Raw genomic sequence first — 20,362 nt, forward strand, 5'->3', positions numbered from 1 at the left:
GGTCCAATGACGGAATCTGCAATTCCTCTACATCTCGAAACCCCGCGCACGCGCCACAAGCGCGTGCCGGATGATTACCACCCGCCATATCCGTCCTTTGTGGCGCGCTACAGGCCCGGCGTGAGCCGCGTCGTGATGGCCTATTTCGGCGTGCAATATCGCGGCACGGCGCCGGTGGTCGCGACGGAGGTGCTCGCCGACATCGCGCGGCATTTCGCTGCGGAGGGCGGGCCGTCGCATTGGGATCGCGCGCACTATGTCGATCAGGCCGGATACGAGACCATCGTCTCGGTGGGCTATTGGGACGACATCGCACGCTTCGATGCCTGGTTCGAACCGGCGCGCGAGGCCTGGACCGGACGGCAGCGCGAGGGCATCGGCACCTTCATCGAAGTGCTGCGTCCCATTGTAGCGCGGCATGAGACGCTGTTCTCCTCGCCCGACCGGACTGAGGGCGTCGCCTCGATCGCCGGCGGCATGAGCGGCGAGGTGCAGGAGCACGCTTATTGGGGCGGCATGCGCGACCGCATTCCGCTGTCGCAAACCGACGCGATGGCGCCCGGCGGCGCCCCGGAATTGATCCGCGACGGCGCGCGGCTACGCGTGACGGCGCACGACAATCTCTGCCTGATCAGGTCCGGGCAGGATTGGAGCGATACCGAGGCGTCCGAGCGAAAGCTCTATCTCGACGACGTCGAGCCGGTGCTGCGAGAAGGCATGGATTTCCTGCGCGACGAGGGTCTTGCGATCGGCTGCTACGCCAACCGCTACATGCAGGTGCTCCAGGCCGACGGCAGCGTGAGCGAAAAGTCCTACGGCCAGAGCTGGTGGAAGAGCCTGGCGGCGCTCGAACGCTGGGCGGAATCGCATCCGACCCACGTCAGGATCTTCGGAGCGGCGATGAAATATCTGTCGACTCTCGGGCCGTCAGCCAAGCTGCGGCTCTATCACGAGGTTACGGTGGCGGCCGCGGACGAGCAGTTCTTCGAATATCTGAACTGCCATCCCAGAACCGGCATGCTGGCGGCGGTGGAGGTCGTCAGCGCCTAGACGACGCAATGGCCGAGCAGCTCGGGATGCGCGGCACAGATGTGATGTGCGCCGGCGTCCCTGAGCTCGGTCTCGCTGCCATAGCCATAGAGCACGCCGATCGCGGTCATGCCGTTGGTGCGGGCGCCGACCACGTCATGGCTGCGGTCGCCGATCATGATCGCGCCGCTGGCATCGACCTTGGCCTCGTCGAGCGCGTAGCGCAGCAGATCGCGCTTGTCGACGCGGGTGCCGTCGAGCTCGGAGCCGAACACCCGCTCGAAATAGGGTTTTAGGCCGAAATGATCGACGATGCGGGTGGCGTAGACCGCGGGCTTGCTGGTGGCGACGAACATGCGCTGGCTGCTCGCGGCGAGCGTCGTCAGCGTGTCCACGATGCCGGCATAGGCCTCGTTCTCGAACAGGCCGATATCGCTGAAGCGCTCGCGATAGAGCAGCAGTGCGCGGTCGGCGAGTTCGTCGGTTCCAGTGAGCTTCTTCAGGCTGGCATGCAGCGGCGGGCCGATGCACCAGGTCAGCTCGTCCTCGCTCGGCACCGCGACGTCCAGCCGCTCCAGCGCGTACTGAATCGAGCGCGTGATCCCCGGCTTGGGGTTGGTGAGTGTGCCGTCGAGATCAAAGAAGATTGCCGCCATGCTGGCCGTGCCCATGTTGATATTGCCGCCGATTGCTTGACCTAAACGAGGCCGAAGGCCAAGGCAACGCCGCCCGGTCGATTCCACGTACCGTTTTAAAGCTCGCTATTGGCGGCGCGTGAGCGTAGTGTCATCCGATCACCGCCCTTTCCATGGCATCCATCGGTGACTGAGGGTCACTAGCGCTCCCGCCGAACGAGGAGGGGCGTGTATGCCTCGATTTCGACCGGCCGATTTGATCGTGCCGCCGGTGGTCGTCCCGCTGTTTCCGTTGTTCCTGGTGGCTGCTGCGGCTTTTCTGAATGGATAGGACGCCGCTCCAATATCTGGTGAGCGGACGCGATCAGAGCGGCTACGTCAGCTTGGCGCGCGCCACGACCGCCGCAGCGTTGAAGAAGGCGAGAGAGCTATTGCAGGAAGGCTATATCGACGTGCGGATATGCACGCCGCAAGGCCGGATTCTGCTGTCTGACGAGTTCGACCAGTTCGAGGCATGAGGAGCGCGGGGGCGCCAAATGGCGCGCCCGGATTCTTCGCGAGGAAAGATGACTTCATGAAAATGCTTATTGTCGCCCTGGCACTTGGCACATTCGCGCAAAGTGCTGCCGCCAGGGAGCCGGACTGCCGTGCGATCGAGAGCACGAGCGGACGGCTCGCCTGCTACGATGCTGCGTTTCCGCCGAAAGCGAAGCAAACCACTGCCGCCGAAAGAGAAGCAACGCGGGCTGCCTACAAGGACCCGTTCGTCGCGGAAGAGGCGCGAACTGCGGCGAAGCTGAAGAACATCTGCCGCGGCTGTTGATGTCTGCAATCAAGCACAGCGGGCGGGCAGAGGGTTGACGGACGACAGAATACGCCGGCGCGGCTGCCCGCCCCGTGCAAGCTCCGACATCAAGCGAAATCATCGAGGTGCCGACATGACGCCACTCCGCCGTATCGCCGTCATCGGCAACTCGCTGCCTCGCCGGTGCGGAATTGCGACCTATACGACCGACCTGAAGAACGCGATATCGATTTCACGCCAGGATCTCGAGACTTGCGTCGTGGCAATGACCGATCGCGGTCAAGCCTATGATTATCCCCCAGCGGTCGCGTTCCAGATCAAGGATGACGATATCGAAGACTACATGCGGGCCGCGGATTTCCTCAATGCTGGCCGGTTCGACGCCGTGTGTCTGCAGCACGAGTTCGGGATTTTCGGTGGTGAAGCCGGGGCCCATATCCTCGTGTTGTTGTCTCGCCTTGCCATGCCGGTGGTGACGACGTTCCATACCGTGCTGGCCGATCCGACATCTGCGCAACGGACGGTCGTGGAGCGCATCGTCGCGGCGTCGTCGAAGGTCGTGGTAATGGCCAACAAGGGCCGCGAACTGCTGCGCGAGGTCTACCTTGTGCCTGACGACAAGATCGAGGTCATCGCCCACGGCATCCCCGATGTCGCCTTCGTCGAGCCCGATGCAGCGAAAGCCAAGCTTGGATTTGAGCAGAAATCGGTCATCCTGACATTCGGCCTGTTGTCACCGAACAAGGGCATCGAAATCATGATCGACGCCATGCCGTCGATCCTGAAGCGCTGCGAGAATGCGGTGTACGTCGTGCTCGGCGCAACGCATCCGAACCTGGTCCGAAACCAGGGCGAAGCCTATCGTGAGAGCCTGATGGCTCGGGTGCGCGAACTCGGAATTGACGACCACGTGGTGTTCGTCGACCGGTTCGCCGATCTGGCGACGCTGCTCGAATTCATCTCGATGTGCGACGTCTATGTCACGCCCTATCTCAACGAGGCTCAGATGACGTCGGGAACCCTGGCCTACAGCTTCGGACTGGGGAAGCCGGTCGTCTCGACGCCTTACTGGCATGCCCGCGAGCTGCTTGCCGACGGGTGCGGCGTCCTGGTGCCTTTCAGCGACGCCGCGGCGATTGGCAACGAGATCGCAGACTTGCTGACCGACGACGCTCGCCGGCACGCGATGTCCCGGCGCGCCTATGCGGCGAGCCGGATGATGATTTGGGAGCGGGTGGCCGAGCGCTACGTGTCCGTCTTCGAGAATGCGCGGCAAGGTCATCGGTTGAAGGTTTTCGCGCGCTCCGATACGACCACGCCGGAGCCTCGCAGCCCCGCGCCGCCCGACATGCAGATCGGCCATTTCCTGTCGATGTGCGATGATGTCGGCCTGTTCCAGCACGCGGTCCATTCGGTGCCGGATCGCGCGCACGGTTATTGCGTCGACGACAATGCCCGAGCACTGCTGCTGGCCTGCGTCCTCAATGGCCCAGGCGAACAGCCGCTGTCGGAGGTCTTGACGAGCCGGTTTGCAGCATTCGTGCAGCACGCCTGGAACCCTGACACCAGGCAATTTCGCAACTTCATGGGCTTCAATCGAACCTGGCTCGAAGACAGAGGGTCCGAGGACAGTCACGGGCGGACGTTATGGGCTTTGGGCGAGGCTGCACGCCGAGACGCGAGCCCGGCCCGGCGCCTGTGGGCCGCTGCCTTGTTCGCCGAGGCATTGTCGATCGCGGCGAGCTTTCGTTCCCCCCGCGCGTGGGCGTTCATGTCGCTGGGCCTGGACGCCTATTGCGCGGTTACTCCGGACGATCTCCATGCCAGGGAAGTTCGGCAGTCCCTTGCCGACCGGTTGATGGCTTGTCTGGCGTCGGTCGAGACGCCGGACTGGGTGTGGTTCGAGGAAGGGCTGGCCTACGACAACGCGCGACTGCCGCAAGCGCTGATACTCACAGGCATGGCGACGCAGGCGCCTCAATATCTCGACGCCGGGTTGAGGTCTCTGCGCTGGCTCATGACGCAACAGACGACCGCGGCAGGGCATTTCCGCCCGGTCGGCACCGCCGGGTTCGGCGAGCGGCGGCAACATCCCCGTGCCTTCGATCAGCAGCCCGTGGAGGCAACGGCAACGATCGCTGCCTGCCTCGCCGCGTGGCGTGCCGACGGCGATGCGGAATGGAAGGCCAGGGCAACGCGGGCCTTCGCCTGGTTCCTCGGCAGCAACGATCTCTCAGTGGCGCTGGTCGATCCGCTCACGGGCAGTTGCCGGGACGGCTTGCACCCCGATCGCGCCAACGAAAACCGCGGGGGCGAGTCGGTTGTTTGCTATCTCCTCGGGCTTGCGGAGATGCGCCAGCTTGCGCGCGTCAATCCGAGCCTGACAAGGCCTAAGGCGTTACGCGCGGTGAGCGCCTGAACCTGATCCTCTCATTCAGCGAGGCGAGGATACCGTGTCACAAGTTTCTTTCCTGAATCGGCAGGGGCTTTATCTGCGCCCCGATCCAGCGCGAGTTATCGTGCGGCCGTTCAAGCCGGCGACCGAACCCCGCGACCTGAACCCGACCGACAAGATACGGGCAAATCATATCGTCGATCGGGTTCTTGCGCTCAGTCCGGAAGCGGTTGCGGATCAGCTCGCGGACGTCCTGGACAATTTCCAGGGGCGACATCGTAACCTCCTGGAGCGGTTCGAGACCCGCGCGGATGAAATGGAGGATGCTTTCGCGACGCATGGCCTCTTCTCGAAGACGCAGCGTCAGCTGGTCGGCGCCTATTTTCTCAATGAGTATTCGTTCGAAGCCTCTGCCTTGTTCAACCCCAGCATCGTCCCGCACCCCGATCAATCGGCAGCACCGAAGGGAGGCGCGCGCTTCATCATCAGTCTCCGGGCCATCGGGGAGGGCCATGTGTCGTCGCTGACGTTTCGAACCGGAACGATTGCGGCTGACGGAAGCCTTGCCGTCGATCCGACGGCGCGCCTTGCCTCGGTTCCCCGCATCAGCCATCGCGCATCCCAGCCGGACGGCGATCGTGTGGAATTGATGTTCGGGCCGGAGGAGGACCTCAGCGAGCGCGTCATCTTTCCCGTGACCGATTCCCAATCTAACGGCATCGAGGATGCGCGCTTTGTCAAATTCAGCGACGGTGGTCGAGAGACCTACTATGCGACCTATACGGCCTATAGCGGACGGGCGATCCGGTCCGAGTTGATCGAGACCAGCGATTTCATGTCGTTTCGAATGACACCTTTGCGAGGGGCCGCCGCACACAACAAGGGCATGGCGCTGTTCCCCCGCAAGATCGGCGGCAGCTATGCCATGATCGCGCGACAGGACAATGAGAACCTGTATCTGGTCTATTCGGACGACCTCTACACATGGGAGAGCGGCCGAGTCCTCCTGAAACCGCAGTTTCCCTGGGAGTTCGTCCAGATCGGCAATTGTGGGGCTCCCATCGAACTTGATGAAGGTTGGCTGCTGCTGACGCACGGTGTCGGCCCGGTCCGGAAATACTCGATCGGAGCGGCGCTGCTCGACAAGCGCGACCCGTCCAGGGTGCTGGCACGTTCGGCCGAGCCGCTGTTGCGGCCTGAACCGTCCGAGCGCGAAGGATACGTCCCCAACGTCGTCTATACCTGCGGCGCGATGAGGCACAATGACCAGATCATCCTGCCATATGCCGTGTCGGACACCTTCTCCAGTTTTGCAACGATGAGGATTTCGGCGCTCATCGAGGCGATGCGCCGCTGAGCGCGGCTTTCACTGTCGTTGACGTCAATTCCGTTTGTTAACAAGTCAGGGGAGCCGTCATGGTCCGCGAAACAACGTACGTCGTGCAGGCGTTCAACGCCGGCAAGGGTGGAAATCTGAAGGCCGACTCTCCCATCGTGTGCAAGTCGGAAAGCGGTGCGCTGCGGACGGCGGAGAGACTGGCCTTGAGCAAGCTCGGCGTGGTCGCGTTCTCGTCCAGCGGCGATCCCGAGATGGGAGACTATGACGATGAGCCGACGGTGTTCTTCCGAAAGGGCGAGCTTCCTACTGGCTTCGACTGAGGCCCTCGTCGCGGTCGAGCAGATATTCGCAGAGGAGCGCAGATGAACGAGCGACTTGAGACATTGAAGAAGGCCCGCGATCGCATGATCGAGGACAGAGACACGCATGCGAAGGTGCTGGCCGCTCCCTTTGATCGTGACAAGGCCGAGCGCGCACGGAACAAATTCGTCGAACTCCAAACGTTGATCGACGCCCTGGACCGCGCAATCAGGGCAGAAAATCCCGTCTCGGCATAAGGCCGATACGAGCGAAAGGCGGGCCTTGCAGACATTCGATTGCAGGACCGCCGCGGCTCATTTTATTGCTGTCTCGCCCATGCGACGATCGCGGCGGCATCCGCGCCGGCCTGTGCCTCCCAGGTGGTGATCGCGGGCGTCGCCGCCTTCCGGAGTGCCGCGACGAGGGAGGCCGGCGCCGGCTCGACGATGGCGACGCCGTTGGCACGCATGCGCGCATAATTTTCGGTGGTGCGATGGGCCAAGAGCGCGAACTGGCTTTGCTCGGTCTCGGCGGCCGCGGCCAGCACCTCGCGCTGCATCGGCTCGGGCAGCGCGGCAAAGACCTCGCTGCGGACGAAGGCGATCGAGACCGGCATCGCATAGTTGATGGCGGTGAAGTGCGGCAGGAAGTCCCAGAGCTTGCGCCCCGCGCCGCCGTCGCCGGAGGTGAGGAACGCGTTCAGGCTATGCTCCTTCAGTCCGGCGAGCGCGGCGTCCATCGGCAGGAACTGCGCGTTGGCGCCGGCCGCGCGCATGACCTCGCTGGAATTGGCATCATAGGCCCGCAAATTCAGCTTCGGCAAATCGTCGGCGCCTTCCAGCGCATGCTCCGACCACAGGCCCGTGGCGGGCCAGATCGTCAGATAAAGCAGCTTGAGGCCGCGCGCCGCCAGCGCCTTCTCATAGAGCGGGCGCGCTCGCAGATTGGTGGCGCGGGCGAGCTCGGCCGACTGCACGAGGAAGGGCAGGGTGGACAATCCGAGCACCGGGTCGATGCCGGAGAGCGCACCTGCGAAGGCATCGCCGCCGGCAATCCGGCCGTCGAGCGCGGCGCGCGGCATCTCGCCCGAATTGATCTTGAGGCTGTTGTCGAAGGCGCTCGTCACGGTCACGAAACCGTTTGTGCGCTCGGCCACGCGACCGGCGAAGGTGGTGAGGCCGATCCCGGAGATGTTATTCTCGGGATATTCCGTGGTCATCTGCCAAGTGACTTGAGAAGTGACTTGAGACGCGGCTTGAGAGGTGACGCGCGGGGTCTCCTCCGCGGCGGCTGGCGCGAGGCCCAGCACGAGCGCGACAAGCGCGGAGATGACGCGGATCCGTTTGGCGGGGTCACGCATTGGGAGAGACAGGTCAGGCAGCATATTGGCAACTCATCGAACCATGGCAGGATGCCACAACCGGGCAGATCACCTTGTTGCATGCCGCACCGGGGCGCGCCACAGCGGTTCCTGCCTATGGTTGAGGCGGATTGCATTGCCCGTGATCGCCGCGTTGCTCGTCTCGGCGACGCCGGCACCGGCGGCGGATGATCCGCCCGCAAAGCCTGACACCGCGGCGCCGAGCGTCGAGGAGCCCGCGAAGCCGCCGGAGAAGCCCCAGGAGAAATCCCCGGACGCGCGCGAGAGCGACACGCGGGAGTCGATCTGCCTGATCATCGAGGCCGCCGCGCGCGATGCCAATCTGCCGCTGGAATTCTTCGCCCGGGTGATCTGGCAGGAGAGCCGCTTCCAGGCCGATGCGGTAGGTCCCACGACACGCAGCGGCGAGCACGCACAGGGGATCGCGCAATTCATGCCGGGCACCGCCAGCGAGCGCGGGCTGCTCAATCCGTTCAATCCGGTGCAGGCATTGCCGAAGTCGGCGGAATTCCTCAACGAGCTGCGCAACCAGTTCGGCAATCTCGGCCTCGCGGCCGCTGCCTATAACGCAGGTCCGCGGCGCGTGCAGGAATGGCTCGCGGGGACCGGCGGCATGCCGGAGCAGACCCGCAACTACGTCTTCGCCATCACCGGCACGAGCGTCGATGCCTGGGCCAAGGCAGGAGCGACCGGCAAGGGCCCGCCGAGCTCGCCGCCGACCAGCTGCCGCGATCTGATGGCGCTGCTCAAGCGCGCGCCGAATGCGTTCGTCGCCGAGCTCGAGCAACACGTGGAGCTTGCGGCGGCAAAGGCCTGGGGCGTGCAGCTCGCCGCCGGTTTCGACCGCAACAGGGCACTGGCGATGTACTCCCGCGCTGTCACGCGGCTCGGCGCCGCGATCGGCGACCGCGATCCGAGCCTGCTGTCCTCCGTGATGCGCAGCCGCGGCACGCGCGCGTTCTACCAGGTGCGCATCGGCGCCGACACACGCAGCGAGGCGGATGATCTGTGCAATCGCATCCGCAAGGCGGGCGGGGCCTGCTTCGTGCTGAAGAACAGGGGTGTCGCGGGGTAGGCTGTCATTCCGGGGCGCGACGAAGTCGCGAACCCGGAATCCATCGCGAGGCTGTCTCTGCGGCCCGATGGATTCCGGGCTCGCGCTTGGCGCGCCCCGGAATGACGGCGCTGGGTGTGTCACGCATGCCAGCCCCGCCGCGCGCTTCCTTGACGCAAGGCGCCGCATTGCCCGTTATGCGGGCACGATTCCGCAACCCGGCCAAAACTCCCGTGGCGCTTCCTCCGCTCGATTCACCGCAATGGAATAGTTCGTGGCTTGCCTTCGGCTGGGGGCTGCGCTCGATCACGCAGACGATCCTCACCATCGTGCTGTTCGTGACCTATCTCGGCATCGGTGCGCTCGCCCACGACACCCATTTCAGCCTGGTCTGGGCGCTCTGCTCGACGTTGTTCGTGTGGGCGGGGCCGGCGCAGATCATCCTGATCACCACGCTCGGCTCCGGCGCGACCGTCATCCAGTCGGCGATCGCGGTCACCGTTAGTGCGATCCGCCTGTTTCCGATGGTGGTCTCGGTGCTGCCGCTGATGCGCACGCCGACGACCAAACGGCGCGAGCTGATCTTCGCTGCGCATTTGACCGCCGTGACATTGTGGGTCGAATGCCACCGCTTCCTGCCGCAGGTGCCGCGTGAACGGCGCATCGCCTTCGTTCACGGGCTCGGCGTCGGTCTCGTCTCGGTGTGCCTCGTCGCCAACACGGTCGGCTATTTCCTCGCCGCCAATCTGACGCAGACGCTTGGAGCGGCGATCCTGCTGCTGACGCCGCTGTCGTTCCTGTTCTCGACCGCGCGCAACAGCCGCGAGGTCGCCGATGTCGTCGCACTCGTGCTGGGCATATTGCTGTATCCGCTGGCCGCGAAGATGAACTCCGGCGTCGATATCCTGGTCAGTGGGGTGGTCGCCGGCACGATCGCCTATGGCGTGCATTGGTGGCGGGAGGTGCGCGCATGACCTACGCGCAGCTCATCGGCGACTGGCAGGCGCTCGTCGTTCTGTTCGTCGCCGGCGTCGTTCCTAATCAGATCTGGCGCATGCTGGGCCTGTGGTTCGGCGGCGGCATCGACGAAGGCTCCGAGCTGCTGGTCTGGGTGAGGGCGGTCGCCACCGCCATCCTCGCCGGCGTCATCGCCCAGATCGTGGTCGAGCCGCCGGGTGCGCTGGCGAGCGTGCCTGATACCTTGCGTTATGGCGCGGTGGCCGCCGGCCTCGTCGTGTTCCTGCTGACCCGCCGCTCGATCTTTGCGGGCGTCGTGACCGGCGAGGTCTTCATGCTGGCCGGCAAGTGGTGGTTGGGCTAAAACCGCCGGCGAACAGCCAAGGAACAGGAAATATGGTTCGCGAACAGGAGCTCCGCGAGGGCGAGGTCGCCATCGAGCTGCCACCGACACAGGATGCCGGTCTCGTTTTCATCGGCCGCATCCGCACGCCCTGGACGTCGCGGCTGGAGACGCCGCGGCAGGGACGTCAGGACGGCCCGATCTGCCGCCTCGAGATCTTCGAGCCGTTCGTGCCGGCCATCAAGGGCGTCGATTTCTACAGCAATCTCGAAGTGCTCTACTGGCTCGACCAGTCGCGCCGCGACATCATCCTGCAAAGCCCGAAGAACAACGAGAAGACCCGCGGCACCTTTTCGTTGCGCTCGCCGGTGCGGCCAAATCCGATCGGCACGTCGATCGTGAAGCTGGTCGGCATCGAGGGCAATGCGATCCTGGTGCGCGGGCTCGACTGCCTCGACAACACGCCGCTGATCGACATTAAACCGGATCGCTGCGAGTTCACGCCGCTGGCGGCGCCGCAGAAGGGCGATTTCGAGACGGAGTAGTCTGTCATTCCGGGGCGACGCGAAGCGTCGAGCCCGGAATCCATCAGGCGTCAGAGTCGGTGGGGAAATGGATTCTCAGGTGCGCAATTGCGCACCATAGCTCGCGCCAAGGGGGCGCGCCCCGGGATGACGATCAACCCTTCAGCGCCGCGATCAGCTTCGCAGCGTGCTCTTCCAGCACCTTGGCGTCTTCCTTGCGGCTCGCGGGTGGCAGCATCGCCACGCCGTCGTGGCGCGGCATCACGTGCATGTGCAGGTGAAACACCACTTGTCCGCCGGCGGGCTCGTTGAACTGCTGGATGGTGATGCCGTCGGCCTTGAAGGCCTGCATCGCGGCTGCGGCGATCTTGTGCGCGCCGCGGGCGACATGGGCGTAATCGTCGGGCTTGATGTCGAGGATGTTGCGGGCAGGGGCCTTCGGGATCACCAGCGTGTGGCCGGGGACGCGCGGCATGATGTCGAGGAAGGCGAAGACGTGCTCGTCCTCGTAGACCTTGCTGCAGGGTAGCTCGCCGCGCAGGATCTTTGCGAAGATGTTGTTGGTGTCGTAGACGGTCATGACGGCTCCCCGAGAAATCCGCGCTTAGAATTTTGCGCTTACTGTCACCAGCCGCGGCGAGGCGTCAAGGCGCCTCGTCTATCCCTTTGCGGAACGGGCCGAGCTCGGCGAGCTCGCGTCCGGCCTCGGCGACATAGGCGCGCTCGCGCTTGAGGTAATCGTCGATGGCGCGGCGCAGGCCGGGATCGGCGATGAAGTGGGCGGAATGGGTGGTGCGCGGCAGGTAGCCGCGCGCGATCTTGTGCTCGCCTTGCGCGCCGGCCTCGACATGCTTCAGGCCGCGTTTGATCGCGAAGTCGATCGCCTGGTAATAGCAGACCTCGAAATGCAGGAACGGATGATGCTCGACCGCGCCCCAGTTGCGGCCGAACAGCGTGTCCGAGCCGATGAAGTTGATCGCGCCCGCGATCCAGCGATTGTTGCGGCGGACCATCACCAGCAGCACGTCGTCGCTCATGGTCTCACCGATCAGCGAGAAGAACTCCCGCGTCAGATAAGGCCGGCCCCATTTGCGGGAGCCGGTCTCCATGTAGAATGCGAAGAAGGCGTCCCAGGCATCCTCGGTGATGTCCTTGCCTGTGAGCCAGTGGATGGTGATTCCGGGCGGGAGCGCATCGCGCCGCTCGCGCTTGATCGATTTGCGGTGGCGCGAGTTCAGGGTGCTGAGGAAGTCGTCGAAGCTCGCAAAGCCCTCATTGTGCCAGTGGAACTGCTGGTCGGTGCGCTGCAGGAAGCCGTGCTCGGCGAGCAGCTTCCATTCTTCCTCGCGCGCGAAGGTGACGTGGACGGAGGAGGCCTTGCTGACGCCGCACAGCGCCACCAACCCGCTCGCCAGCGCATCCATGATGCGCTCGCGATCGACGCCGTCGCGGACCAGCAGGCGCGGCCCCGTCGCCGGTGTGAAGGGAACCGAGACCTGGAGCTTCGGATAGTAGCGCCCACCCGCGCGCTCATAGGCGTCCGCCCAGCCGCGGTCGAAGACGTACTCGCCTTGGCTGTGTGATTTCAGATAGCAGGGCACGACGCCAGCGACGCGGCCGTCGACCTTGGCCACGAGATGCCGCGGGCCCCAGCCGGTGCGAATGGTCGCCGAACCCGATTTCTCGACGGCAGACAGAAAGGCGTGCGAGACGAATGGGTTATAGGCAGGTTTTGAGAGGCCGAGGGAATCGCCTGGAAGTCCGGATGAGGTTCCCGCGCCAAGCCCGTTGCATGCCTTTTCGTTAAGGGCCTTGCCGGGATTGGCGCAGGCGTCCCAATCCTCCGGTGATACCTCGCCAATCGAAGGTACGGCCTCGAGCGTGATTTCGGATGATGCCATCGTTGCCCAAGATCGTGCATTGCAGCAGCGACTTCAAGAGGGTGGGGGAGCACGGCTCTCGTGCCCCGGACGCAGCGCAGCACGCAGTGGTGCGCTGCTGAGCCGGGGCCCATGTGGCAGCGCGCTCGCGGACAGATGGGCGGCTCTGCGCAGCAACGCTATGCGTTGCAGCTTGTCCAGGACACGAGCGTGCCCTACGGCACAAACCCCTCGAAGATCATCTGGTCGGCATATTGCCCCACCCGCGCCCGCTGCTCCGGGGTGCGGACGGTCCAGCCGAGCAGGGCGCAGCCGAAGACGTTGCGGGCGATCCAGGGGGCGGGGGCCGGGAGGTCGTCGACCCTGAAGGCGACGAAGTGGGGCTGGGTCTGGAAGCCGTGGCGCAGGTACAGCATGCTGTCGCGCTGCGGCTGGGTCAGCTTCGCCCAATAGTCGTCCTCATAGGTCCGCTGCGCGACGATGCCGCGCGGACGGGAGGGCAACAGCTCGCGCAGCGCCAGCACCTGGTCGGGATCGAACGACATGCCGACGGCGGGGCCGTCGTAGGACGCCAGCACCTCGGCCATCCGCTTCACCAGCTTGCGGTCGCCGCCAAAATGGCTCTTCACCTCGATCACCAGGGGCACGCGGCCGGCGACCAAGGAGCAGAGGTCGGACAGCGACATCATCCGCTCGTCCGTGGCCTTGAATTTGACGGCCTTCAGCTCCGCGGCGGTCTTCGACACGACCTCGCCGGTCGCCTCGGTGAGGCGGTCCAGCGCATGGTCGTGATGCACCATGGCCTCGCCATCGGACGAGAGCTGGATGTCGACCTCGATCGAGAAATTGCCAGCGATCGCAGCCTGCACCGCGCCCGGCATGTTCTCGACAACGCCGCGGGAAATGTCATGCAGGCCGCGATGGGCGACCGGCCGGGCTGTCAGCCAACCAGGAGCGCGCATTCGCGTCAGGCGACCTCGAACACGCCTTCGACCTCGACCGCCGCGTCCGCCGGCAGCGAGGCGACGCCGACGGTGGTGCGGGCGTGGCGGCCCTTGTCACCGAAGGCGGCGACCATCAGGTCGGATGCGCCGTTGAGCACCTTCGGCCCGTCGAGGAAGTCGGGCGCCGAGTTGATGAAGCCGCCGAGGCGCACCACGCGCACCACCTTGTCGAGGTCGCCGAGCGCCGCCTTGACCTGGGCCAGCAGATTGACCGCGCAGCCGCGGGCCGCCGCCGCGCCGTCTTCGATCGAGACACCGGCGCCCAGCTTGCCCTTGGCGATCAGCTTGCCGGCGGGGTCGAAGCAAACCTGGCCTGAAACGAACAGCAGATTGCCGGTGCGGACGAACGGGACGTAATTGGCCACGGGGGTGGGCGCCTCGTGCAGCTTGATGCCCTGTTCCGCCAGCTTTTGCTCGACCGTGCCCGCCATGTCCGACCTCGTTGTCCAGAAATTCCATTCGCTCCGGCGCATCCGTGGGAGGCCGGCCGCGCCCTGTTTCGCCCATCGTGCCGCCACATGCAAGCAACCCGCAGGAGGCTGCCTTTGGCCGAGGCGAGGCCGCTGGTTCAACGGCAGGGCCGCAACTTTACGTGAAACGGCCTCAGTTGCGACGCAATGGAACGGTCATTAAAATGTCGAATCTGCGCATCCCAAGGTCGCGTCCCCAAGGAACAGACATGGTGCACCTTTTCCGGACTTCGCTCGGTGTAATGGCGCTCGCGGCGGCCAGTTTCGGACCTGCCGGTTTAGGCCTTGGCGACGCCGCGCAGGCCGCCAATGGTCCGTTCCTCGCGCACCAGGCGCTTTACGACCTGAGCCTGGTGAAATCGCGCTCCAATTCGGTGAATAGCGCGCGCGGCCGCATCCTCTACAACTTCACCGGAAGCTCGTGCGAGGGCTACACCTCCGAATTCCGCCAGGTGTCCGAACTCGACAGCGGCGAGGGCAAGGTCACGCTCAGCGACCTCCGCTCCAACTCCTGGGAAGACGCCGCGGGCAAAAGCTACCGCTTCAAGATCGAGACCCGCATGAACGAGGCCGATGCCGGCCGCGTCGACGGCTCGGCCGAGCGCGACGGCGACCACATCAACGTCAAGCTGAAGCTGCCGTCGCCCAAGAGCTTCACGCTCGACGGCAAGATCGTATTCCCGACCGAGCAGATCCAGCGCATCATCGCCGCCGCCAAGGACGGCAAGCCGCTGCTCGAGCTCTCCGTCTATGACGGCTCCGACGACGGCCAGAAGGTCTACAACACGCTGACCGTGATCGGCCAGCCGATCCCCGCCGACCGCGCCGCCGCGCCGGATCCGTCGACCTCCGACGAGCATATGAAATCGCTCAAGCGCTGGCCGGTCACGGTCAGCTATTTCGACCGCGAGGCCCAGCAGAAAGAGGGCGAGCAGACGCCGGTCTATGCGATGGCATTCGAGCTCTACGAAAACGGCGTCTCGCGCCAGCTCGTGCTCGACTACAACGACTTCGTCATTTCCGGCGCGATGGGCAAGTTCGACGTCAAGGACAGCAAGCCCTGCAATTGAGAGGCTAAGCTCTTTCCGGGTTACAGCACACTCCACGCCATCACCGTCACCCTGAGGTGGCCGCTTCTTCAGCGGCCCTCGAAGGGCGACGGCCCGGCTGCGGCAGCGGGGCCGTGCATCCTTCGAGGCTCGCCACGCGGAGCTTCGCGCCGCGCAGCTCACACCTCAGTATGACGGAGTGCCATTGGCGCTCGCCGCATCTAGCTCTCGTCATACTCTCCCGCTACGCTCCCTCCCAACCAGAAACATCAGGGAGGCCAGCCCATGCCCAAGCTCGATCATCTCCGCCCCAGCGGCCTGCATCACAATCCCGCTTATTCCCACGTCGTCACCGCGACCGGCGCGCGCACCATCTACATTTCCGGACAGGTCTCGACCGACGAGGAAGGGCGGATCGTCGGCGAGGGCGATATCGCCGCGCAGACCACGCAGGTGATGCAGAATCTCGGCCTCGCCCTGAAGGCGGCCGGCGCGAGCTATTCCAACATCGTGAAGATCACGACCTTCGTCGTGAACTACAAGCCGGAGCTGCGCCCGATCATCGGCAAGGCCCGCTCGGCCTTCTTCGAAGGCATGGAGCCGCCGGCCTCGACCCTGGTCGGCGTCTCCGCGCTCGCAGCGCCGGAATGGCTGATCGAGATCGAGGCGGTGGCGGTTGCGGATTGAAGATCTCGTAGCCCGGATGATCCGGGCTACGAGTGCCGCGCGCCCGATAGCTCTTGTAGAGCAGCCATCGCTTCGTCCGCCCTGTCGACGGGCACAAACAGATGGTCGTGGTGGAAAGCCGACACGGCGTTCACGCTGATGCCGGCTTCGGCAAGACGCGCCGTGATCGCCGCCAGGAAGCCGACCGCATCGAGTGCGGAGTGAACCGTCAGGGTGATCAGGCGCGAGGGGAACGCGTAGCGCAGCCCCGCCGCTTCGGCCTCTTCGCGAGAGATCACGAGCGTTGTTCCTTCCTGTTCGCGGAACGTCAGCAGCGGTTTGAGTGCTTCGGGAATGGCCTCGCTGGTCGGGATCGTGCAAAATACGAGGGTGCCGTCCAGCATCTTCGGCCTCATGTGTCTCAGCAGCGCGCCGAGATTGTGCTCACCCGTCATGGTGCCAGCTCCTGCAGGATCGTTTGAGCCCTTGCGCAGCTATCGGCGCCGGCGGCTGTTGAAGCCATGACAGGCATACGTTCGTATATCTCCCCGAATCCTTCTCATGCCCTGATCTTACGCTCGTACAATTGAGTGACGGCGGCGAATTCTTACAATTTGAGTCCACTCGGGTCACTGCGAGGAAGCTCAATGAATGTCGTCATTCGAAAGCTCAACGGTTTGTGGCACCTCATTGTCGGGTCTTGTCAGATCCGAACTCCGTTCCTGGAAACGCAGGATCGGCAGCTGGTCGTTCAATATGCCCGGCGCGTCTATCCGGGTGCGCGGATATTCGAACGCGATTGAGTTGAGCAGGTCTCGATCACTCGGGCTGTCCTGTTTCCGGGCCCTCATACGCGATGCCGCGGATCACCGCGGCGCTGCCGAATTTCTTGCGCAGGCTGTCCACCGCGCGCTCGGCGTGGGCGGCGCGGCGGTCGAGCATGTCGGTGTCGTCGGCGGGCGAGCCCTCGCGCAGCGCGCTGACGCCGGCGCCCATCAGGCGGAAGGCGGTGCCGTCGATCTCCTTGGCCAGCATCTCGCGGCAGATCGCAAAGATCTTCGCGGCGAGCTGGGTCGGCGCCGCGATCGACTGCGAGCGCGTGCGCTGGCGGAAATCGGCGGTCTTCAGCTTCAGCGTGACGGTCGAGCCGGCGAGCTCGCTGCTCTTGAGCCGCGACGAGGTCCTCTCGCACAGCCGCCACAAAATCTTCTCCAGCGTCGCGAAATCGCGGATGTCGGTCTCGAAGGTGGTTTCGCTCGAAATGGTCTTGGCCCCCCGGTCAGGCTCGACGCGGCGGTCGTCGATGCCGCGGGCGAGCCGCCAAAGCCTGCGGCCATCGCTCGGAAACTGCCGCATCATCTCGATCTCGTCGGCCTTCTGCAGGTCGGCGATGATGCGGAAACCGCGCTGCACCAGCCGCTCCTGCGTGGCGGGCCCGACGCCGAAGATGAAGCCGACGGGCTTCTCTGCAAGCATCGATCGGGCTTCCTCCTGGTCGAGCGCGGCGAAGCCCCGCGGCTTGTCGAGGTCGGAGGCGATCTTGGCCAAAAACTTGTTGCTGGACAGGCCGACCGAGACGGAGATGCCGATGTCTCGCTCGACATCGCGGGCAAAGCGCGCCAGCACCTTTGCCGGGATCATGCCGTGCACCCGTTCGGTGCCGGAGAGATCGAGGAAGGCCTCGTCGATCGAGAGCGGCTCGACCAGCGGCGTCAGGGCCTGCATGGCCTGGCGCACCTCGCGCCCGACCCGCACATACTTCGCCATGTCGGGCGGGATCACGACTGCATGCGGGCAGGCGTCGAGCGCTTTGAACATCGGCATCGCCGAGCGCACGCCATAGGTGCGTGCGATGTAGCAGGCGGCCGACACCACGCCGCGTTTTCCCCCGCCGATGATGACCGGCTTGTCGGCAATGTCAGGGTTGTCGCGCTTCTCGACCGTCGCATAGAAGGCGTCGCAGTCGATGTGGGCGATGGTCAGGCCCGCGAGCGCACGGTGGCGGACGAGGCGAGGGGAACCGCAGGCGGAACAGCGCCGCACGCCCATGTCCAGATCGGCCAGACAGTCCCGGCAGAAGCAGCGGGGCCCGGCCGTATCAGGGGCGGTCACGGCACGTCGCGCTCCCAGGAGGGGTCGCCGAGCACGTCACCGAGGACCTGTCGCGCTGCTGCGACGTTGGTCGGATGCAGTTCCGCGGTCGAGGCAAAGGCCTTCACGGTGGCGTCATCGCGCATCACGAAATCGAGCACGCTGAGCAGGAAATTCGGGTCGGAGGCGGCATTCCGGAGCGTCTCCGGACCCACCCCTGTCTCGGCCAGGAACAGGCCCAGCCGCTCGGGATCGCCGGCAACGAAGGACAGCGCCTGAATCGCAACGATTTCAGCGACTTCGCGGGGGTTGTGAACAGGCTTTTTCAAGGGGCCGGTTTGCCTTTCCGTTAACTTTCGGTGTCTACTTTGGAATATGCCCGAGTCTCGGCCTTGAGTCTTGCGACCCCAAACAAGCAACTGGAAACCACATCGCGGAAAGTGACCCTCGGGTTTAACGAAACTAGAGCAAATCTGAGGCTAGTTTGAATCCAGTTTTCGAAGCGCCGGCGAGCGGCGCCTGAGGCGTCACATGTATGGGTCTGCGGACCAATCAGGAGGGCGGGATGGCTAAGACCGTCCTGATCGTGGAAGACAACGAGCTCAACATGAAGCTCTTCCGCGACCTGTTGGAGGCGCACGGCTACCAGACCTCCGGCACCAGCAACGGCTACGAGGCGCTCGACCTCGTTCGCAAGATGCGGCCCGACCTCGTGCTGATGGATATCCAATTGCCGCAGGTCTCCGGCCTCGAGGTGACGCGCTGGATCAAGGACGATCCGGAGCTGCGTTCCATTCCCGTCGTCGCGGTCACCGCGTTCGCGATGAAGGGCGACGAAGAGCGCATCCGCGAGGGCGGCTGCGAGGCCTATTTGTCCAAGCCGATCTCGGTCGGCAAATTCATTGAGACGGTCCGGCGTTTCATCGGATAGGAAGTGAGTTCACAGTGTCCGCGCGTATCCTGGTCGTCGATGACGTCCCTGCCAACGTCAAGCTGCTCGAGGCCCGCCTCTCTGCCGAATATTTCGACGTGATGACCGCCTCGAACGGCACCGAGGCGCTGGCGATCTGTCAACGCGCCGAATGCGACATCATCCTGCTCGACGTGATGATGCCCGACATCGACGGCTTTGAAGTCTGCCGCCGCCTCAAGACCGATCCGGCGACGCACCACATTCCCGTCGTCATGGTGACGGCGCTCGACAGTCCGTCCGACCGCAACCGGGGGCTGGAAGCGGGCGCCGATGACTTCCTGACCAAACCCGTCTCCGACGTCGTGCTGATCGCGCGGGTGCGCTCGCTGACGCGGCTGAAGATGATGACCGATGAGCTACGCATGCGCGCCATCACCTCGCTCGAGATCGGCATGCAGGCGCCCGAGCGCAGCGCCGTGGCCGACACCGGCAAGGGTGGCCGCATCCTGCTGGTGGACGACCGTCCGTCCTCCTACGAGCGGCTGGCGACGATCCTCGCCGCCGAGCACACCATCGACGTCGAACCGAACCCGACGGAAGCGCTGTTCCACGCCGCCGAGGGCAATTACGATTTGCTGATCGTCTCGCTCGACCTCAACAACTTCGACGGCCTCCGCCTCTGCAGCCAGGCGCGCTCGCTGGAGCGCACGCGCCATGTGCCGATCCTGGCGATCGCGGACCCCGAGAACTCGACGCGGCTGCTCCGCGGCCTTGAGATCGGGGTCAACGACTATCTGCTGCGTCCCATCGACAAGATCGAGCTCTTGGCGCGGGCCCGCACCCAGATCCGCCGCCGCCGCTATACCGATCATCTGCGCGACAACGTGCAGAACTCGATCGAGATGGCGATCACGGACGCGCTCACCGGCCTGCACAATCGCCGCTACATGGAGAGCCATCTGGCGACGCTCGCCGAGCAGGCCGCGACCCGCGGCAAGCCGCTGGCGCTGATGATCCTGGACATCGACTTCTTCAAGTCCATCAACGACAATTACGGCCACGACGCCGGCGACGACGTGCTGCGCGAGTTCGCGGTGCGGGTGCGCAAGTCGATCCGCGGCATTGATCTGGCCTGCCGCTACGGCGGCGAGGAGTTCGTCATCGTCATGCCGGAGACCGATCTCCACGTCGCCGGCATGGTCGCCGAGCGCCTGCGCCGCTCGATCGCGGGCGAGCCGTTCGCGATCCACAAAGGCGCCAAGCGCATCGAGGTCACGATCTCGATCGGCCTGACCACGCTGGAGCAGAAGGGCGAGGCGGTCGCCGACGTGCTCAAGCGCGCCGACACCGCGCTCTACCGCGCCAAGCACGACGGGCGTAATCGGGTGGTATCGCAGGCGGCGTAAGGTCCGGCTGCGCAAAATCGCGAAAACAACCCCATGCACAGTAGCCGGCGTTAGCTCGATCAATAGGTTAGGCGAGGGCAGCGAAATCGCTCGTGCGGAGGAGCGCGCCGTTCGACGCGTC

Annotated in this window: 24 protein-coding genes; 15 read left to right on the top strand and 9 right to left on the bottom strand. The window is 64.8% G+C overall.

The window, feature by feature from the left end; translation table 11 throughout:
• Window positions 1-6 precede the first annotated feature (6 nt).
• Entirely contained in the window at window positions 7-1,050 is a 1,044-nt protein-coding gene (locus tag AABA86_RS18160) for a phenylacetaldoxime dehydratase family protein (protein ID WP_212245167.1), read from the top strand.
• Here the strand turns inward: AABA86_RS18160 and AABA86_RS18165 are convergent.
• On the bottom strand, window positions 1,047-1,685 hold the full coding sequence (locus tag AABA86_RS18165) for an HAD family hydrolase (protein ID WP_338308181.1): 639 nt from the start codon (window positions 1,683-1,685) through the stop codon (window positions 1,047-1,049). The two genes, AABA86_RS18160 and AABA86_RS18165, sit on opposite strands and share 4 nt — an antisense overlap.
• A 302-nt stretch (window positions 1,686-1,987) precedes the next feature.
• Here AABA86_RS18165 and AABA86_RS18170 point away from each other — a divergent pair, with 302 nt between their 5' ends.
• From AABA86_RS18170 to AABA86_RS18195, 6 genes are all read left to right on the top strand, one after another.
• Window positions 1,988-2,182: a hypothetical protein gene (locus AABA86_RS18170; protein WP_097658906.1), complete on the top strand. Its 195-nt coding sequence runs from the start codon at window positions 1,988-1,990 to the stop codon at window positions 2,180-2,182.
• Window positions 2,183-2,238: 56 nt separating this feature from the next.
• The gene (locus AABA86_RS18175) at window positions 2,239-2,487 is read left to right on the top strand and encodes a type VI secretion system-associated protein TagO (RefSeq protein WP_212245165.1); all 249 of its coding nucleotides are present in this window, start codon (window positions 2,239-2,241) and stop codon (window positions 2,485-2,487) included.
• Between the two features lie 115 nt (window positions 2,488-2,602).
• The gene (locus tag AABA86_RS18180; protein WP_338307757.1) at window positions 2,603-4,888 is read left to right on the top strand and encodes a glycosyltransferase family 4 protein; all 2,286 of its coding nucleotides are present in this window, start codon (window positions 2,603-2,605) and stop codon (window positions 4,886-4,888) included.
• 34 nt (window positions 4,889-4,922) lie between these two features.
• Complete coding sequence (locus AABA86_RS18185) at window positions 4,923-6,221, top strand: glycoside hydrolase family 130 protein (RefSeq protein ID WP_212245161.1); 1,299 nt, start codon at window positions 4,923-4,925, stop codon at window positions 6,219-6,221.
• A 59-nt stretch (window positions 6,222-6,280) separates the two neighbouring features.
• Entirely contained in the window at window positions 6,281-6,523 is a 243-nt protein-coding gene (locus AABA86_RS18190) for a hypothetical protein (RefSeq protein ID WP_212245159.1), read from the top strand.
• 42 nt (window positions 6,524-6,565) lie between these two features.
• Entirely contained in the window at window positions 6,566-6,760 is a 195-nt protein-coding gene (locus AABA86_RS18195; RefSeq protein WP_338307759.1) for a hypothetical protein, read from the top strand.
• Between the two features lie 62 nt (window positions 6,761-6,822).
• On the opposite strand, the gene AABA86_RS18200 is transcribed toward AABA86_RS18195, so the two are convergent.
• The gene (locus AABA86_RS18200; protein ID WP_338307760.1) at window positions 6,823-7,887 is read right to left on the bottom strand and encodes a TRAP transporter substrate-binding protein; all 1,065 of its coding nucleotides are present in this window, start codon (window positions 7,885-7,887) and stop codon (window positions 6,823-6,825) included.
• A gap of 19 nt (window positions 7,888-7,906) precedes the next feature.
• Between AABA86_RS18200 and AABA86_RS18205 the strand changes: the two genes are divergently transcribed.
• The 4 genes from AABA86_RS18205 to tsaA all read left to right on the top strand — a co-directional run bounded on the left by AABA86_RS18205 (window position 7,907) and on the right by tsaA (window position 10,783).
• Window positions 7,907-8,959 carry a transglycosylase SLT domain-containing protein gene (locus AABA86_RS18205; protein ID WP_338307761.1) on the top strand — a complete coding sequence of 351 codons (1,053 nt, stop codon included), beginning with the start codon at window positions 7,907-7,909 and terminating at the stop codon, window positions 8,957-8,959.
• A gap of 212 nt (window positions 8,960-9,171) precedes the next feature.
• On the top strand, window positions 9,172-9,912 hold the full coding sequence (locus tag AABA86_RS18210; protein ID WP_338307763.1) for an AzlC family ABC transporter permease: 741 nt from the start codon (window positions 9,172-9,174) through the stop codon (window positions 9,910-9,912).
• A complete protein-coding gene (locus AABA86_RS18215) occupies window positions 9,909-10,259 on the top strand; it encodes an AzlD domain-containing protein (protein ID WP_338307765.1) in 351 nt (116 codons plus the stop codon). The genes AABA86_RS18210 and AABA86_RS18215 overlap by 4 nt, the downstream gene beginning before the upstream one ends.
• Before the next feature lie 32 nt (window positions 10,260-10,291).
• Complete coding sequence (tsaA, locus tag AABA86_RS18220) at window positions 10,292-10,783, top strand: tRNA (N6-threonylcarbamoyladenosine(37)-N6)-methyltransferase TrmO (protein WP_338307767.1); 492 nt, start codon at window positions 10,292-10,294, stop codon at window positions 10,781-10,783.
• A 133-nt stretch (window positions 10,784-10,916) separates the two neighbouring features.
• Here tsaA and AABA86_RS18225 read toward each other — a convergent pair whose 3' ends face one another.
• The 4 genes from AABA86_RS18225 to AABA86_RS18240 form a co-directional block, all read right to left on the bottom strand.
• Window positions 10,917-11,342 (bottom strand): HIT family protein, encoded by a 426-nt coding sequence (locus AABA86_RS18225; protein ID WP_338307769.1) that lies wholly within the window; start codon window positions 11,340-11,342, stop codon window positions 10,917-10,919.
• Between the two features lie 64 nt (window positions 11,343-11,406).
• Window positions 11,407-12,663, bottom strand: a complete 1,257-nt coding sequence (locus tag AABA86_RS18230) for a GNAT family N-acetyltransferase (RefSeq protein ID WP_338307770.1) — start codon at window positions 12,661-12,663, stop codon at window positions 11,407-11,409.
• Between the two features lie 194 nt (window positions 12,664-12,857).
• A complete protein-coding gene (locus tag AABA86_RS18235; RefSeq protein WP_338307772.1) occupies window positions 12,858-13,604 on the bottom strand; it encodes a glycerophosphodiester phosphodiesterase in 747 nt (248 codons plus the stop codon).
• 5 nt (window positions 13,605-13,609) lie between these two features.
• Window positions 13,610-14,077 carry a RidA family protein gene (locus AABA86_RS18240; protein ID WP_014494672.1) on the bottom strand — a complete coding sequence of 156 codons (468 nt, stop codon included), beginning with the start codon at window positions 14,075-14,077 and terminating at the stop codon, window positions 13,610-13,612.
• Window positions 14,078-14,325: 248 nt separating this feature from the next.
• Here AABA86_RS18240 and AABA86_RS18245 point away from each other — a divergent pair, with 248 nt between their 5' ends.
• Window positions 14,326-15,186, top strand: a complete 861-nt coding sequence (locus AABA86_RS18245) for a cell envelope integrity EipB family protein (protein WP_338307773.1) — start codon at window positions 14,326-14,328, stop codon at window positions 15,184-15,186.
• 264 nt (window positions 15,187-15,450) lie between these two features.
• On the top strand, window positions 15,451-15,852 hold the full coding sequence (locus tag AABA86_RS18250) for a RidA family protein (protein WP_018646938.1): 402 nt from the start codon (window positions 15,451-15,453) through the stop codon (window positions 15,850-15,852).
• Between the two features lie 26 nt (window positions 15,853-15,878).
• On the opposite strand, the gene AABA86_RS18255 is transcribed toward AABA86_RS18250, so the two are convergent.
• From AABA86_RS18255 to AABA86_RS18265, 3 genes are all read right to left on the bottom strand, one after another.
• The gene (locus AABA86_RS18255) at window positions 15,879-16,286 is read right to left on the bottom strand and encodes an ACT domain-containing protein (RefSeq protein WP_338307776.1); all 408 of its coding nucleotides are present in this window, start codon (window positions 16,284-16,286) and stop codon (window positions 15,879-15,881) included.
• A 364-nt stretch (window positions 16,287-16,650) separates the two neighbouring features.
• Entirely contained in the window at window positions 16,651-17,943 is a 1,293-nt protein-coding gene (locus tag AABA86_RS18260) for a DNA polymerase IV (protein WP_338307777.1), read from the bottom strand.
• Window positions 17,940-18,251, bottom strand: a complete 312-nt coding sequence (locus AABA86_RS18265) for a DUF3572 domain-containing protein (RefSeq protein WP_338307778.1) — start codon at window positions 18,249-18,251, stop codon at window positions 17,940-17,942. Before AABA86_RS18265 ends, AABA86_RS18260 begins: the two co-directional genes overlap by 4 nt.
• Window positions 18,252-18,487: 236 nt before the next feature.
• Between AABA86_RS18265 and AABA86_RS18270 the strand changes: the two genes are divergently transcribed.
• Together AABA86_RS18270 and AABA86_RS18275 are read left to right on the top strand one after the other, a co-directional pair.
• A complete protein-coding gene (locus AABA86_RS18270) occupies window positions 18,488-18,853 on the top strand; it encodes a response regulator (RefSeq protein ID WP_008130064.1) in 366 nt (121 codons plus the stop codon).
• Window positions 18,854-18,867: 14 nt separating this feature from the next.
• Window positions 18,868-20,241, top strand: coding sequence for a PleD family two-component system response regulator (locus AABA86_RS18275; protein ID WP_028143954.1), 1,374 nt, complete (start codon window positions 18,868-18,870; stop codon window positions 20,239-20,241).
• The last annotated feature ends 121 nt before the right edge of the window (window positions 20,242-20,362 follow it).

Origin of the sequence: Bradyrhizobium sp. TM233, from assembly GCF_036247965.1 — a bacterium.
GTDB classification, from domain to species: domain Bacteria; phylum Pseudomonadota; class Alphaproteobacteria; order Rhizobiales; family Xanthobacteraceae; genus Bradyrhizobium; species Bradyrhizobium ottawaense.

Coding starts and splice junctions, on each gene's coding strand:
- tsaA (WP_338307767.1), top strand. CDS start 10,292: ATGGTTCGCGAACAGGAGCTCCGCGAGGGCGAGGTCGCCATCGAGCTG.
- AABA86_RS18240 (WP_014494672.1), bottom strand. CDS start 14,077: ATGGCGGGCACGGTCGAGCAAAAGCTGGCGGAACAGGGCATCAAGCTG.
- AABA86_RS18190 (WP_212245159.1), top strand. CDS start 6,281: ATGGTCCGCGAAACAACGTACGTCGTGCAGGCGTTCAACGCCGGCAAG.
- AABA86_RS18180 (WP_338307757.1), top strand. CDS start 2,603: ATGACGCCACTCCGCCGTATCGCCGTCATCGGCAACTCGCTGCCTCGC.
- AABA86_RS18175 (WP_212245165.1), top strand. CDS start 2,239: ATGAAAATGCTTATTGTCGCCCTGGCACTTGGCACATTCGCGCAAAGT.
- AABA86_RS18245 (WP_338307773.1), top strand. CDS start 14,326: ATGGTGCACCTTTTCCGGACTTCGCTCGGTGTAATGGCGCTCGCGGCG.
- AABA86_RS18205 (WP_338307761.1), top strand. CDS start 7,907: ATGGCAGGATGCCACAACCGGGCAGATCACCTTGTTGCATGCCGCACC.
- AABA86_RS18235 (WP_338307772.1), bottom strand. CDS start 13,604: ATGCGCGCTCCTGGTTGGCTGACAGCCCGGCCGGTCGCCCATCGCGGC.
- AABA86_RS18200 (WP_338307760.1), bottom strand. CDS start 7,887: ATGCTGCCTGACCTGTCTCTCCCAATGCGTGACCCCGCCAAACGGATC.
- AABA86_RS18215 (WP_338307765.1), top strand. CDS start 9,909: ATGACCTACGCGCAGCTCATCGGCGACTGGCAGGCGCTCGTCGTTCTG.
- AABA86_RS18170 (WP_097658906.1), top strand. CDS start 1,988: ATGGATAGGACGCCGCTCCAATATCTGGTGAGCGGACGCGATCAGAGC.
- AABA86_RS18270 (WP_008130064.1), top strand. CDS start 18,488: ATGGCTAAGACCGTCCTGATCGTGGAAGACAACGAGCTCAACATGAAG.
- AABA86_RS18255 (WP_338307776.1), bottom strand. CDS start 16,286: ATGACGGGTGAGCACAATCTCGGCGCGCTGCTGAGACACATGAGGCCG.
- AABA86_RS18230 (WP_338307770.1), bottom strand. CDS start 12,663: ATGGCATCATCCGAAATCACGCTCGAGGCCGTACCTTCGATTGGCGAG.
- AABA86_RS18225 (WP_338307769.1), bottom strand. CDS start 11,342: ATGACCGTCTACGACACCAACAACATCTTCGCAAAGATCCTGCGCGGC.
- AABA86_RS18195 (WP_338307759.1), top strand. CDS start 6,566: ATGAACGAGCGACTTGAGACATTGAAGAAGGCCCGCGATCGCATGATC.
- AABA86_RS18160 (WP_212245167.1), top strand. CDS start 7: ATGACGGAATCTGCAATTCCTCTACATCTCGAAACCCCGCGCACGCGC.
- AABA86_RS18250 (WP_018646938.1), top strand. CDS start 15,451: ATGCCCAAGCTCGATCATCTCCGCCCCAGCGGCCTGCATCACAATCCC.
- AABA86_RS18165 (WP_338308181.1), bottom strand. CDS start 1,685: ATGGCGGCAATCTTCTTTGATCTCGACGGCACACTCACCAACCCCAAG.